Origin of the sequence: Cytobacillus firmus, assembly GCF_023657595.1 — a bacterium.
Classification (GTDB): domain Bacteria; phylum Bacillota; class Bacilli; order Bacillales; family Cytobacillaceae; genus Cytobacillus; species Cytobacillus firmus_B.
The window spans coordinates 1,139,175-1,153,771 of sequence record NZ_CP098323.1 but is presented as its reverse complement, the minus strand read 5'-3'; the positions used below and the strand labels follow the sequence as shown (position 1 = coordinate 1,153,771).

The 14,597-nt window shown below is 42.6% G+C and carries 14 protein-coding genes, 1 tRNA gene and 1 riboswitch; of the genes, 3 read left to right on the top strand and 12 right to left on the bottom strand.

The window, feature by feature from the left end; all coding sequences use genetic code 11:
* Positions 1-2: 2 nt before the first annotated feature.
* Positions 3-1,220: a homoserine dehydrogenase gene (locus NAF01_RS06090; RefSeq protein WP_226619784.1), complete on the bottom strand. Its 1,218-nt coding sequence runs from the start codon at positions 1,218-1,220 to the stop codon at positions 3-5.
* 399 nt (positions 1,221-1,619) lie between these two features.
* A riboswitch (SAM riboswitch) is annotated at positions 1,620-1,721 on the bottom strand.
* 77 nt (positions 1,722-1,798) lie between these two features.
* Positions 1,799-2,437 (bottom strand): NUDIX hydrolase, encoded by a 639-nt coding sequence (locus NAF01_RS06085; RefSeq protein ID WP_048011727.1) that lies wholly within the window; start codon positions 2,435-2,437, stop codon positions 1,799-1,801.
* 208 nt (positions 2,438-2,645) lie between these two features.
* On the opposite strand from NAF01_RS06085, the gene NAF01_RS06080 reads away from it, so the two are divergent.
* Positions 2,646-3,254: a general stress protein gene (locus NAF01_RS06080; RefSeq protein ID WP_226619783.1), complete on the top strand. Its 609-nt coding sequence runs from the start codon at positions 2,646-2,648 to the stop codon at positions 3,252-3,254.
* 59 nt (positions 3,255-3,313) lie between these two features.
* Here the strand turns inward: NAF01_RS06080 and yhbH are convergent, their stop codons facing one another.
* On the bottom strand, positions 3,314-4,486 hold the full coding sequence (yhbH, locus tag NAF01_RS06075; RefSeq protein ID WP_048011725.1) for a sporulation protein YhbH: 1,173 nt from the start codon (positions 4,484-4,486) through the stop codon (positions 3,314-3,316).
* Positions 4,487-4,767: 281 nt separating this feature from the next.
* Positions 4,768-4,953: a hypothetical protein gene (locus tag NAF01_RS06070; RefSeq protein WP_035326683.1), complete on the bottom strand. Its 186-nt coding sequence runs from the start codon at positions 4,951-4,953 to the stop codon at positions 4,768-4,770.
* Between the two features lie 117 nt (positions 4,954-5,070).
* On the opposite strand from NAF01_RS06070, the gene NAF01_RS06065 reads away from it, so the two are divergent.
* A complete protein-coding gene (locus NAF01_RS06065) occupies positions 5,071-5,211 on the top strand; it encodes a hypothetical protein (protein WP_197214524.1) in 141 nt (46 codons plus the stop codon).
* 94 nt (positions 5,212-5,305) lie between these two features.
* Here NAF01_RS06065 and NAF01_RS06060 read toward each other — a convergent pair whose 3' ends face one another.
* The 5 genes from NAF01_RS06060 to queG form a co-directional block, all read right to left on the bottom strand.
* Entirely contained in the window at positions 5,306-7,201 is a 1,896-nt protein-coding gene (locus NAF01_RS06060) for a PrkA family serine protein kinase (RefSeq protein WP_048011724.1), read from the bottom strand.
* A 395-nt stretch (positions 7,202-7,596) separates the two neighbouring features.
* Positions 7,597-8,346 carry an oxygen-insensitive NADPH nitroreductase gene (nfsA, locus tag NAF01_RS06055; protein WP_226619782.1) on the bottom strand — a complete coding sequence of 250 codons (750 nt, stop codon included), beginning with the start codon at positions 8,344-8,346 and terminating at the stop codon, positions 7,597-7,599.
* Between the two features lie 99 nt (positions 8,347-8,445).
* Positions 8,446-8,919, bottom strand: coding sequence for a tRNA (uridine(34)/cytosine(34)/5-carboxymethylaminomethyluridine(34)-2'-O)-methyltransferase TrmL (gene trmL, locus NAF01_RS06050; protein WP_197245299.1), 474 nt, complete (start codon positions 8,917-8,919; stop codon positions 8,446-8,448).
* A 62-nt stretch (positions 8,920-8,981) separates the two neighbouring features.
* Positions 8,982-9,860: an amidase domain-containing protein gene (locus NAF01_RS06045; protein ID WP_048011721.1), complete on the bottom strand. Its 879-nt coding sequence runs from the start codon at positions 9,858-9,860 to the stop codon at positions 8,982-8,984.
* 151 nt (positions 9,861-10,011) lie between these two features.
* The gene (queG, locus tag NAF01_RS06040) at positions 10,012-11,145 is read right to left on the bottom strand and encodes a tRNA epoxyqueuosine(34) reductase QueG (RefSeq protein WP_163144215.1); all 1,134 of its coding nucleotides are present in this window, start codon (positions 11,143-11,145) and stop codon (positions 10,012-10,014) included.
* A gap of 261 nt (positions 11,146-11,406) precedes the next feature.
* Here queG and NAF01_RS06035 point away from each other — a divergent pair, with 261 nt between their 5' ends.
* Positions 11,407-12,075: a B3/B4 domain-containing protein gene (locus tag NAF01_RS06035; RefSeq protein ID WP_197245297.1), complete on the top strand. Its 669-nt coding sequence runs from the start codon at positions 11,407-11,409 to the stop codon at positions 12,073-12,075.
* 123 nt (positions 12,076-12,198) lie between these two features.
* On the opposite strand, the gene NAF01_RS06030 is transcribed toward NAF01_RS06035, so the two are convergent.
* From NAF01_RS06030 to NAF01_RS06020, 3 genes are all read right to left on the bottom strand, one after another.
* Positions 12,199-12,272, bottom strand: a tRNA-Gly gene (locus NAF01_RS06030).
* 306 nt (positions 12,273-12,578) lie between these two features.
* Positions 12,579-13,547 carry a sugar phosphate isomerase/epimerase family protein gene (locus NAF01_RS06025; protein ID WP_222500974.1) on the bottom strand — a complete coding sequence of 323 codons (969 nt, stop codon included), beginning with the start codon at positions 13,545-13,547 and terminating at the stop codon, positions 12,579-12,581.
* Between the two features lie 21 nt (positions 13,548-13,568).
* Positions 13,569-14,594 (bottom strand): Gfo/Idh/MocA family protein, encoded by a 1,026-nt coding sequence (locus tag NAF01_RS06020; protein ID WP_250801956.1) that lies wholly within the window; start codon positions 14,592-14,594, stop codon positions 13,569-13,571.
* Between the last annotated feature and the right edge of the window lie 3 nt (positions 14,595-14,597).

Genomic DNA, 14,597 nt, shown 5'->3' with positions numbered 1-14,597 from the left:
TTTTAGACCGGCTGTACCTGCTTATACTTCCCTGCCGTGACTGCATAATCTCCAAGCACTTGATAAGCCTTCAAACCGGATTTGTCTAATAATGACACAGCTTCTGCAGCTCCCTTAACGATCAGGGCCTGTTCTGACACTTTGCTGGCGATTTCAACTCCCTCAGGGAATTCATATCCTTCAGCATCACCCAATATTACCCAGAGCGGCTGTTCAGGAACAGTTTCTTCCGATCCAGCTTCCTCAAATACTGAAGGTAAATCGGCTTTGCCCACATGAATCAGATCTTCAATAATCGCACTCGCTGTCGGGAACATGCCTGCTCCAGGTCCCTGCAAACTGATATTTCCGACAATATCCGCATCGATTGAAACGGCATTCTGCACGCCTTCTACTCTGTATAAAGGATGAGATTCTCCTGTCAGGACCGGCTTTACTGTACAGCGGACAGAATCTTTTTCCTTCTGAATTGATGCTATATGTTTAAATTTCAGCCCCAGCGAATCAGCCAAACGGATTTGTTCAATCGTAATATCAGTAATGCCTTCTCTTACAGAGTATTCCTGTTCCGGCGCTTTCCCGAATACAAGCTCGCTCAGAACAACTGCTTTGTAAAAGGCGTCATATCCTTCGATATCGTTTTTAGGATCGGCTTCTGCATAGCCTTTTTCCTGAGCGATTTTCAATGCTTCTTCAAATGATAAGTTCTCCTCGCGCATACTTGTCAAAATGAAATTGGATGTGCCATTTAAAATTCCTTCAATCCGTTCGATCCTGTTGGCATTTAGCAGCTGCCTGATGGTCTGAATGATGGGGATTCCGCCGCCGACTGTTGCTTCAAATCCCAGTGATACATTCTTTTCTTTTGCCAGCCTCGCAAGCTCACTTCCATGAAATGCAAACATCTCTTTATTCGCTGTAATGACGTGGCATCCTCTCAATATGGCCTGGCGCAGATACGTATAGCCCGGCTCCCTGCCAACAATGGCATCAATTACGACATCAAGCTTTGGAAGCTCAATAATATCCTGAAAGTCATCTGTTAAAAGCACCTCATCATCAGGCAAAGAATGTTTATTCACATTTTTGACCAGGATAGCGGAAACCTTCACTTCTTTCCCGAGTATCGCCTGAAGCCTTTCCTGATGCTTTCTGATTGTTTCATACACTCCTTTTCCAACAGTTCCAAACCCCAATAGCCCGATCGTTATCGCTGACATTATTTATTCCCCCTTGTTAAAATTTAAGGCTCTTTTCATATAAAATGTTGTTTTTCGCCTATCAAAGATGTCCGTTGATTTCCGCTCCAGGCACTCGCTTTCCGCGGGGCAGGCGGTGAGCCTCCTCGACGCTCTGCGTCTGCGGGGTCTCACCTGTCCCGCTACTCCCGCAGGACGTTGAATATGCTTCCTCAGATAAACATCGCACGAAGAAAATGCGATAGCATTTTCGAGGATCTCGCACCTTCCGCTACAATCAACTCAGTAAATAAGATAAAATTAGCAAAAAAACTTATGAAAATAGCCAGATTTAAAGTGCGTATTCCAATCAAAACAAAAAACCCCTTCCGTCCATTACAGACAAGAAGGGGTTTGAATTAATATTCCGTTCATTCCGCCTTCTTATCTTCGGAAAATGTATTCCTCTGAATTTGGCACCGTGCATGAATGCTGGTTGCCGAGGCTTCATAGGGTCAGTCCCTCCGCCTCTCTTGATAAGAAGTTTCTAAGTATTCAATTTATATGAATCATAAACATTTATCAGGTCTACGTCAACCTTTTTTGAAAAATTATTTTCTTCAGACGCTTTCACTTTCATTGAAATCTTCCGTTATGATCTCAAGAAAATGCTTAAGAATTCTGGCAGTCAGCCCCCAGATGACCTTATCCTGGAAATAGTAAAATACCTCTTCCGCTCTCCTTGTCTGCCAATTGTAATTTTCACCTCCGGCAATCAAATCAAAAGGAAAATTTTCTTCTGGCTCTACCTTAAAATTCACGTGATACGTTTCCGGTTTTACTTTTTTCAGAAATGACAGAGGCACAGTAAAAACCTCTTCTACTTCATCAGGGTTCGGCACAATCTTGTCCGGGTTTTGGATAATGCCTGCATAAGGGTAAATAATTTGACCGAAGGAAATCATGTAATCCAGCGGGGAAACATTTGTGATGCTGTCTTCGCCCACACCGAGTTCCTCAGAGGTTTCACGGATGGCCGTATGTTCTTCATCCCTATCTTCCGGATCTATCCTTCCGCCGGGGAAACATACCTCCCCAGGCTGCCTTCTCATTTTTAGTGAACGTACTTCAAATAGGACATGTACCTCATTATTGATTTCAACCAGCGGAAGCAAAATAGCGAACTTCGAAAATCGCTCACTCCCCAAAATGATGGGGGTTCTGTTCCTTAACCTTTTAGCCAGTTTCTCAATCTCCATATCTGCCCACCTCCAGCAGCAATTCAATTAAGTTATTATCTCTTTATCATACTGTATTCTTTGCATTTTATTAATTTATACGGCTTGTGCCAAATAATGATTCCGGACTATATATTATTGCATCCTGCCTTCAAAAGGAAAAGAACGTTTCTCCGCCTGCAAATCAGGGAAAATAAAAAAATATCATAATACACTGGGAGTGAAAAATATGAAGAAGAATATATTAATAGGCGGATACGATACACAGCAAGAGCTTAAAGAAGCCATTGAAGGTGCAGGGTCAAATGGGTATCAGAAGGAAAATCTTGTGATCGTCTCAAAGGATGGAGCAAATCTTGAAAGCTTTGCAGACAATTACGGAGTGAACTTGCGAATAGTCGGTTCCCAGGAGCTGGGCAATCAGCGTTTTCTTGATTCTGTTAAAGCTCTTTTCATGGGGGAAGATCCGGCCACAAGTTCAGGGATTGATCCCGATAAAAAAGATGGTACACGGTTTGATGAACATGACCTGGATCGATACGCAGGCATGGTTTTTGACGGAAAATATGTCTTAATCGCTGACTATTATGGGAAATATCCAAACTCCATGCAGGACAATCAGAGAATCACTGCCGAAAACTCTGAAGGATATATGGAGAGTGCTTCAGCCCGGGAGGTTGTCCATGAATCGGATATCAAAACACTGGCAGATAAATCCGCTGATACATGCTGTGTCAACGAGAATCCCAGTCGTGTTCAGCATTCACATACTTTAGCAGAGATGAAAACCAGTGAAGTAAATCGGGAAGAAGTGCTTACAAAAGACAGGCTTAAATAGCAGCAGCCCCCTGAAAATGGGGGCTTTTTGCTGAAACAAAAAGAGAGGTTTCCCTCTCTTTAGGCATATTTCTTCTTATCCTCTTCCTGTTTGAAAAAGCTTTTCATTGCATGGAATACATCTGCTTTTTGCTTAAGAATAAAATATCGGAAATCATCATTTTTGATATTTTTATAGGCGGACATCAGGGTCGAGTGGCGGTTGTACTGGTTGACCTCACCGTATCCAAACATATTGGACACCTTCATCAGGTCTTCCACAAGCTTGACACAGCGGGCATTATCAGAGGTCAGGTTATCACCGTCTGAGAAGTGGAAAGGGTAAATATTAAATTTACGCGGATCGTACTTGGCATCTATCAGCTCAAGTGCTTTTCGGTAGGCAGATGAACAAATCGTTCCACCGCTTTCTCCTTTTGAAAAAAAGTCCTCTTCTGAAACCACTTTTGCTTCTGTATGGTGGGCAATAAATTCAATTTCAACTGTCTCATATTTGGTTCTCAGGAACCGCGTCATCCAGAAGAAAAAGCTTCTGGCCATATACTTTTCCCATATCCCCATCGATCCGCTCGTATCCATCATCGCAAGCACGACAGCCTTTGAATCAGGCTTTACAATTTCGTTCCAGGTCTTAAACTTCAAATCTTCCTTATAAATCGGGTGGAACGCTGCCTTTCCCTTCATTGCGTTGCGCTTAAATGCCGACATCATGGTCCTTTTCTTATCAATATTGCCCATTAACCCTGTCTTTCTGATGTCATTAAATTCAATATCCTCTATCACATTTTCATCCTGTTCTTTTCTCTTTAAATTAGGTAATTCCAATTGTTTAAATAAAGCTTCTTCAATTTCCATCAGTGATACTTCTGCTTCAAAATAATCCTCGCCTGCCTGGTCGCCTGCTCCTTGCCCCTTTCCGGGTCCTTTCTTGCTGCCGGATCCGTCACGGGCCACTACATCTCCAATCTGGCTATCTCCATCGCCTTGGCCGACATGTTTGTTTTTATCATAGTTATAACGGATTTTGTATTCATCCAATGAGCGAATCGGAATCTTTACCACTTCCCGCCCATTCGACATTACAATGTTTTCTTCCGTTATTAAATCAGGCAAATTGTTGCGGATTGCTTCCTGGACTTTATCCTGATGACGCTGCTGGTCATCATAGCCTTTGCGATGGAGGGACCAATCTTCTTGGGAAATCACAAACTGATGGTTATTGACATTCGTCATGTTAACCCCTCCTTTTAAATTAAATTTCACACATTACAGCTTTCCAACATACAATATCGCGAGTGTCAAAAAAGATGAAACATCCCCATTTCAGCAGTCTGCCTTCATTTCATAGATTCATTTCCCGGCAGTGATTTTGATATTCATGCACCAATACAAAGAAATGTTTATTACTCTATCATATGCGGGAAGGCAAAATAATTTACAAATAATTTTGACAATAAGACATTCGAAGCATCTTTTGGACAAGCCCATTTTTTATACAAAATAAACCTCCGCGGTTAGCGAAGGTTCTTGTCTTTGTTTTTATTCTGAATAGGATCCGGATATTTATCGTAATCCTCTTTTAATTCTTTATTGGTCCGGAGATTTTCCATCTGCTTGCCCAGGTTTTCCATTTCCTCAATATTTTCTGCCATTGAGCTGTTTCTCGGTGTATAATCCTTATCTAATTCTTTCTTTTTCATGAATATCACCTCTGCTGTATATATACCCCTAAACGGGCTAATCTAAACTTTTATACTGATTCTGCAGGCATAATTATGGCCAAGTGTAAATAGGATTATACAAAAGGGGGGGATTTTATGAGTGAAATCCTTTGCTGCAGCTGGTGCGGTGAATTATCGATATTTGAGCGGACCGTTTACCTTGAAAATAAGCCAATCTGTCCGGAATGCCAGAAAAAAAAGAAAGAACCCGCATTAAAAATCGACAAAAATAGATGAAGAGGCTTTTCGAAGCCTCTTTTTTTATATGTATTAAATCTATTAATTACATACTAAAAAATAAGCCTGGCAGCAATACTGCCAGGCCCTCCATTTATCGATTCAGCAAGCTTCCCACATAGCGGAGCAGTTCGTTTGCTGATGTGGAGTTATATCCATGTTCGTCGATCAGACGTGCTACTACCTCATTCACCTTCTTCAGCTGCTGCTCATCCGGCGTTTTTGAAGATGTTGTGATTTTCACGACATCCTTCAGGTCGGCAAAGAGTTTCTTCTGAATGGCTTCGCGCAGACGGTCATGCGAATTATAATCAAAGCGCTTGCCTTTCCTGGCATAAGCGGAGATGCGGATGAGGATTTCCTCCCTGAATGCTTTCTTCGCATTTTCGGAGATGCCGATCTGCTCTTCGATTGAGCGCATCAGCTTTTCATCCGGACTGATTTCCTCACCGGTTAATGGGTCGCGCAGTTTCGCTTTATTGCAGTATGCTTCAACATTATCAAGATAGTTTTCCATAAGCGTTTTCGCAGATTCTTCATAGGAGTAAACAAATGCCTTTTGGACTTCTTTCTTAGCGATATCATCATACTCTTTGCGGGCCAGAGAAATAAAGTTCAGATATCTTTCCTTAAGCTCTGGAGTAATGGATGGATGCTGATCCAATCCTTCTTTTAGCGATCGCAATACATCCAGCGCATTGATGCTTGTGATATTTTTGCGGATGATTGTCGAAGAGATCCTGTTGATGACATAACGCGGGTCAATGCCGCTCATGCCCTCATCTGCATGCTCTTTTTTCAATTCTTCCACATCTGCTCTATTATAGCCTTCAACACTCTCTCCATCATACAAACGCATTTTCTTAACTAAATCAATATCGCCTTTTTTCGGATCCTTCATGCGGGTTAAAATCGTAAACATCGCTGCCACTCTTAAAGTATGCGGTGCAATGTGCACATTGGAAACATCGCTTTCACGGATCATTTTATCGTAAATCTTCTCTTCCTCTGAAACCTTTAAATTATATGGGATTGGCATAACGATTATCCTGGAATGCAAAGCTTCATTCTTTTTATTGGAAATGAATGAACGATACTCTGTTTCATTCGTGTGAGCGACAATTAGCTCATCTGCCGAAATCAGGGCAAAGCGTCCGGCTTTAAAGTTGCCTTCCTGAGTCAGGGATAATAAATGCCATAAAAACTTCTCGTCACACTTCAGCATTTCCTGGAATTCCATCATACCGCGGTTTGCTTTATTCAGTTCCCCGTCGAAACGGTAGGCACGAGGATCGGATTCTGAACCATATTCAGCAATAGTTGAAAAGTCAATGCTTCCAGTCAGATCAGCAATATCCTGGGATTTCGGATCTGAAGGGCTGAAAGTTCCAATCCCCACCCTGCGGTCTTCGGAGAAAATGATTCGTTCAATTAAAACATCTTCTATGCGGCCGCCATACTCCTGTTCGAGACGCATACTATTCAATGGCGATAGGTTTCCTTCAATTCTTATTCCATACTCATCATAAAAATCCTTGCGGAGGTGATGCGGAATTAAATGAAGCGGATCTTCATGCATTGGGCAGCCCTTAATAGCATAGACCGCGCCCCTTTCAGCGTGGGAATATTGCTCCAAACCTCTCTTTAGCATTGTCACTAAAGTTGATTTACCGCCGCTGACAGGACCCATTAATAAAAGGATCCTTTTACGGACATCAAGGCGTTTGGCAGCAGGGTGAAAATACTCTTCTACCAGCCTTTCCAATGCTTCTTCTAATCCAAAGAGCTGATTGCTGAAAAATTGGTATCGTTTTTGCCCTTTCACTTCTTCGACACCGGCATCCTTAATCATATTATATACCCGCGAATGTGCTGACTGGGCAACCCATGGCTTCTCTTTGACAATTTCTAAATACTCTCCAAAAGTCCCTTCCCATTTAAGCTTTTCTTCCTCGTGTCTGTACATCTCAATTTTTTTTAGAATATCCATAAGGACCTCCCCCTGTCGCATTATCAGAGACGATTAATATACTCTATGCGCACCGGCAATCGAACATGCGTAAACTATTAAGAGTTTGGTTTGTACTTTTTACGGGGATTAATTATTAGGAATACTTTGCTGCAGGAATCTTACTGTAAAAAAAACTCCATACTTTTCATTCACAGTTATTCATTTTTGGGCTATAATAAGCTTATATTTACATGCTTGCCTATTGAGATACCGCTAAAGGAGGATTACATATACATGGGTACAATTATTATTATCGGTGTAATGGTTGCTTTCCTTGCTGCTATTTTCACTGCCGGCTATGATGACAAGCCAGGCGTAAGCAAAAAATAAGCTGCTGATCTATTCAGCAGCTTTTTTCTTATTTCAATATTCTCCTAGCTTAAATCCATCTTGTTTTTCTGAACAAAATCCTTCATATACATGCGTGTCTGCTTTTCGAGCATGTCGGCAATTTGACTGGTCCAAGTGTCCTTCCGCTTGCCGCCTGTACGCTCATCATAATACTCGGAAATGATTTTATTATACACTTCCAGCTCTTGGCGGTATGCTGTTTCATCCTGATTATACTCATTTTCATGATAAATGTGCTGAAAAGGGAGCCGAGGTTTTTTGTCGTTCTTTTTGGAAGGGTAGCCAACAGCCAGTCCAAACAAAGGAATCACACGATCTGGTGTTTTTAATAGCTCAGCCACTCCCTCCAGATTATTTCTTATTCCGCCAATATAGCAGAGTCCAAGTCCCAGCGATTCTGCAGCAATGGCAGCATTCTGCGCAGCCAAAGCAGCATCAATGACAGCCACCATAAACTTCTCTGTGCTTTCGATTGATGGGATTACATTTTTATTTTCCATTTGTCCGATGACTTCATGACGATGCAGATCAGCACAAAACACGAAAAAATGGCCATTTTCAGCTACATAATTCTGATTGCCTGCCATTTCAGCAAGTTTCGCTTTCTTTTCTTTATCTGTCACTCCGATTATTGAATAGGCCTGAACAAAACTTGAAGTGGAAGCAGCTTGAGCAGATAGTACAATTGTTTCAATCTGCTCTTTAGACAGAGGCCTGTCCTCAAAATTCCGGACGGAACGATGGTCCATCAGCAAGTTGGTAACTTCATTCATCACATCTCATCCTTTCCATATGTACTTTTTCATTTTACCCAGAGAAGAAAGTTTTCTCCAAAGAAAAAGGCCTGATAATCTTTCAGGCCCTGTGTTTTCCTATGATAAATGTAAGTATTCCTGCTGGCGCAGTGCTTCATAGACAAGAATGGCAGCTGTGTTGGATAAGTTAAGCGAACGGATATTATTGTTGATTGGTACCTTTAACAAGCGCTCTTTGTTTCTTTCAATAACATCATTGGGAAGACCGGTCGTTTCCTTGCCGAAAATAAAATAATAATCCTTCTCGACTTTGCTATAGTCAAAAGTGGAATATGGCTTGGTGCCATCCTTCATTAAATAGAAGTATTCACCTTGTTCAGTGCTTTTAAAGAAATCATCCAATGAATCATGATAAACAATTTTTACAAATTGCCAGTAATCCAGGCCAGCCCGCTTCAGCATTTTATCATCTGTTGAAAAGCCGAGCGGCCGGATCAGATGCAATGTCGTATCAGTAGCCGCGCAGGTACGGGCTATATTGCCTGTGTTGGCCGGAATTTCCGGCTGGTATAATACTACATGCAATCCCACTTTTTTCACCTCTAAATTAAATCTGCATGTGTTATTATATCACGTTGAAATCACCATACAAATTACTGATCATCGGTAATTGTCAAAAATTTATATTTAATATTTGGTGTATAAGCTGTTGAATCTTCGTAAGCCCAATAGCGCATTCGGCTGTTATAGGTGTGGGCATTGACGAGGGGCATTCCTGATGCATCTTTGCCCGTCACGATTGTTGTATGGTCAAAGCGCCCGTCTCCCTGAAAATCGTAGCAAATAACATCTCCTATTAAGAGCTGATCCGCACTGGAGACTTCCTCGGCCCTCAACCCTGAATTTGAACTGGGCAAATACCACCGCATTGAATTCGCTACTGTCCAGCTGTAGCTCCAATTCCCGCTTCTCATCCACCAGCCTTTACCGCGGTTGGGGTATCCCCTCATTGGGCCGCCGCCTGCATGAAGGCACTGGGAAATATAATTGGTGCAATCCACATCAAATTTCTTATAGGCCGGATTATAAGTGTTCCACCATTTTTCTGCATACTGTACAGCCTTCATGCGGTCATATTCATACTCATACCTTTCTTCTTCTTCAAATACCCGGTCTGAAGATACTTCTTCTTTTTTACTATCTTTAAAAGGATTTTTCTCCCGGTCTTCAACAAATACTCCTTTATAGAAGTCGGCTATCCGCTCTTCAATCTCTTCTTCCAAATAAAATATGCCTTTTTGTTTAATTAGATATTTGAAGTGAACTCTATATTCGACCGGAGTCACATCTTCCTTCTCCTTGCCGACCCTGATCACATTTCCGGTTGCCTGTGCTTTCACAATCTCACCGGAGCGGCCGGAAAGAGATTCTTTCTTTTTCTCAATCTTAGGGCATGTATGAATTGAACTTCTTGAATGGGAAACGCACTGCTGCACTCTTTTCTTTAACAGCTCATGAAGCTGGTCCCTCACGCACCTCACTCCTCTCCTATTCAATACATATGAGAGGAAGCAAAGGACTTTGCTTAATTTTTCGCGCAATCCTGCAGTAAATCAGCCGGGCTGACCAGTTTCTGCGGTCATACAGAAAAAAAGCTATAAAAAAAGGGGGGATTTCTCCCCCTCATTGTTCAAAAAAACTCAAACCTTTTTCTATTTCAGCAATGACTTCTCCGTCTTTCTCCTGCTGCAATGCCTGTTTTAGTGCAGGGAGTGATTTTTCCCCGCCTATTTTCCCGAGCGCCCATGCGGCCGTTCCCCGTATTACCGGCCTCGGATCCTCTTTCATAACTTTAATTAGGTCTTCTGCCGCTGTCTCATCTTTGTAGTGAGCCAGGGCGATGATGGCATTTCGCTGGATCGGCTTTTTCCCTCTCCAGGAACCTGAGACCGGGCCATATTTTTCTTTGAATTCACGGTTGCTGATAAAAAGAAGCGGCCTTAAAAGCGGCTTTGCCACTTCCGGATCCGGCTCCATTTCATCATGCAGATGAAAATCCTTGCCTTTATTTTCAGGACATACAGTTTGACAGGTGTCGCAGCCATAAAGCCTGTTCCCCAGTTTTTCTCTATACGGCTCTGCGAGAAAACCCTTTGTCTGTGTCAAAAAGGCAATGCATTTCTGTGCATCAAGCTGACCTCCCTGAATTAAAGCTCCTGTCGGGCAGACCTCAACACATTTATTGCAGCTTCCGCATTTGTCTTCCATTGGCTTATCAGGCTCAAAAGGCAGATTTGTTATCATTTCTCCAAGATAAACATACGATCCGAATTCCGGTGTGATGATGGAACAGTTTTTTCCGCTCCAGCCGATTCCGGCACGCTGGGCAACGGCCCGATCTACCAGCTCACCTGTATCCACCATGGATTTGCATATCGCCTCAGGAATTCTTGACTGAATGAATTCCTCAAGCTTCTGAAGACGTTCCCTCAGGATATGATGATAATCCTTCCCCCATGAAGCCCGGCAGAAAATCCCCCTTCTTTCACCTCTTTTGCTGACAACCCTTACCTTCATTTTGGAAGGATAAGCAACCGCAATGGAAATAATAGACCGGGGCTTGTCCATTAGCAGGCCGGGATTCACCCTCTTCTCAATATCAGGCTCTTCAAAGCCTGACTGATATTGAAGCTCCTGCTGGCGAATCAGCCTATTTTTCATTTCATCAAATGTGCCCGCTGTCGTAAAACCGATTTTATCAATGCCAATTGTTTTGCTGTATTCAATCACTTCCTGCTTGAATTGTGCAAAGTCCATTGTATGACCTCCTTTCGCGGAGAATTTAATTTATCGCAGTCTAACGGGCAGTAAGACCCCCACTTCAAGACTCAGAGGAATCAAAGGAGGATAAGCGGGGGTCAAACTGCCCGTAAAGGCCCGATTGGTTCAACTAACAATCAGTTGGGGATAAGGAAAACCCCCACTGATTGAAGTTTCACTTTATATGAAAGTCTTTAATTTATTGAATCACCGCTTATTATGATAAACTATTTTAAAGTAATTTTGGAGGTGGAAAGCTTGGAAATTATGATAGCTCCAGAGCTGTGCAAATTATTGCCCCATTTTAAAGTCGGATTTATTACATATAAAAATATCGAAGTCGGACAATCTCCTCAAATGGTAAAGGGCAGACTCCAATTATTTCAGGAATCTATTTATTTTGACTTAGAGGACAAGAGTGTTACAGAATTTGAAGGGATCAAAGAATGGCGGCAGATCTTCAAAACGGCAGGCAAGGATCCAAACCGCTACCGCCATTCTGCAGAAGCACTTTACAGAAGAATTAAAAAACAAAATTATCTGCAGCCGGTCAACAGCTCCATCGATATTAACAATTTCTTTTCCCTGGAATACCAAATACCGATCGGCGTATATGATGCCGATAAGCTTTCAGGCCATCTGACTATCAGGTTAGGCAAAGAAGGCGAAGAATATAACGGCTTAAACGGAAGGCCCAATTCGCTTGCCAATTTAATAATCAGTGAAGATGCGGAAGGGCCATTTGGCAGTCCGTTTGTGGACTCTGAAAGGACAGCTGTCACCGAACAGACTAACAATGCCGTTCAAATTGTTTATTTGCGCCCCTCTCTGGAAACGGATAATGCTGAAAAAATGACAGAATCATTAATGAACATGTACACTCAAGTGCATGGCGGAGAAGGAATCTTTAAGGTCATTGAATGTTAGTCACTTCTATAGAAATCGAGTGGAATCTGCGGATGCCGCCCGATTTTTTTATTTAATAGCCAAAGAACATGAAAAAACGCAATACCTCGTTCTTTTTGAACGAAACACTGCGTTGGCTATGTATGGAGCGGGTGAAGGGAATCGAACCCTCATCATCAGCTTGGAAGGCTGAGGTTTTACCACTAAACTACACCCGCGTTTATATGAAGTTGCAGATTACTGATTTCGTTCCCGTTCTTGCATGCCTCTTCCTCTGAAAGATTATTCAAGGAAGCCCATGCGTCGAGGCAACTCGCTGATGATTCATGGATGTATTGCTCGTAGCTGAGGTTTTACCACTAAACTACACCCGCGTTTGTGAATGTATATTCAATCATAAATGCAAATATGAATATACATTTTGTCGAATCAACTATTTTATAGTACTAAAATCAGCGTAAATGGTCAACCCTTTTTGAGAAATTTGTCGAAAAAACAGAGAGGGGCTATTTCCCCTCCCTGTTTTATACCCACCACATTTCCGAAGGCTGCTCTTCGATTAAGATGGATTTTAGGTTCCTTACTGCTCTTGTAAATCCTTCTTCAATCGACATAAGCGGATCTTCGTGCTCGATGCTGACAACATAGTCATAACCAAATGTGCGCAAAGCGCTCATCATATCAGACCATTCCTGCAGGCTGTGTCCGCATCCGACTGACCTGAATGTCCACGCCCTGGTCTGCACATTGCCATACGGCTGCATATCCGTTAACCCGTACATATTCACATTTTCCTGGTCAATATAGGTATCTTTTGCATGAAAATGATGAATGGCATTTTCTCTTCCCAGTATCTTGATTGCTGCCACAGGGTCGATGCCCTGCCACCATAAATGGCTTGGATCCAGATTGGCCCCAATGGCGTCACATGTTTCTTCCCTTAATTTTAAAAGCGTGTAAGGAGTGTGCACTAGAAATCCTCCATGCAGTTCGAGACCAATTTTCACATTATGGTCTTTGGCAAATTGTCCTGCTTTCTTCCAGTAAGGAATGAGCTTCTCCTCCCATTGCCATTTCAGCACTTCTCCATACTCATTCGGCCACGGTGCGACCGGCCAATTCGGATGCTTTGCTCCATCCCCGTCACCTGCAGTGCCGGAAAAACAGTTAACAACCGGAACATTCATTAAGCTGGCTAACTTAATCGTGTCGCATAATACACGGTCTGACTCCTTTGCAAATGCTTTATCAGGTGAGATCGGATTGCCATGACAGCTGAATGCGCTGATTTCTAGCCCCCTCGACAAAACCTTGTTAAGGTAATCATCCCGGAGTTCATTGCTTTCCAAAAGCTCCTGCAGGCTGCAGTGAGCGTTACCGGGATAGGCTCCCGTTCCGATTTCAACAGCCTTAAGTCCTGCAGCTTTCACATGATCGAGCATATCTTCAAAATTTTTCTCAGCAAATAATACGGTAAATACGCCGAGCTTCACAAAATCCCCTCCTGGCTTCTCTTAAATTTCTCGATTGCTGCTACTGTAAATCGCATCAATAATCCTGGTTGTCTGCAGTGCTTCTTCTGCTTTAACCATAAATTCTTCGCTGCCCAAACAGCTGTTAATAAAGTTCCGTGCCTGCTTTAAAGCATAGTCATCTTCTCCCGGGAGCCATTCAGAACGTGTATTCAGGAGCATTCCATGTTTGGATTGATTTAAACTGAAGGGAAATAAATCAATTCCTCCATACTGCCCTGAAAGACTGAGGCTTTCATCATCCTGTTCAATATTGGCAGACCAGGAAGTCTCAAAAAGAAGGGAAGCGCCATTCGCAAATTTTATGTAAGCTGTCACATGATCATCTACTTCAAAGGATTGATGGTCAAAACTGCCCCATAGATTCACCTGATCAGGCATTTTGCTTAATGTATTGTAAGCTGTACCGGATACCTCCGTTTCAGCCGGGTTTCCCAAAAGCCAAAGCGAGAGGTCAAGCAAATGGCAGCCATAATCAATCAAGCTTCCTCCGCCCTGGAGTTCCTTATTGATAAAAACACCCCAGCCCGGCACCTTTCTTCTTCTCATCGCTCTTGCCCGGGCTGCAAACGGAGTGCCAATTTCATTTTCTGAAATGAGTTTTTTGGCAGCCTGTGCCTCTTTCATAAACCGGTAGTGATAAGCAATGGCCAATACCTTCCCGGACCTGTCTCTTGCCTCAATCATTTTCCTGCATTCTTCCGCCGTCATGGCCATCGGCTTCTCACACAAAACATGCAGCCCGGCCTCCAGCGCAGCAGCAGTAATTTCAGCATGAAACTTATTCGGTGTACAAATAACCACGGCATCTGTTTCATTGAATACTTCTTTATAATCTGTAAAAGCGCTGCTGATTCCAAACTTCTTTGCAGCCAGCTGTGCAGTATCCTCATTCACATCGCAGATAGCTGTTATGGAAGCACTTTCCGATAATTTCATTAAAACGGGAATATGCCGGGATTGGGCAATTCCGCCAGCACCGATAATTCCGATCCGAAGTTTTTTCATGGA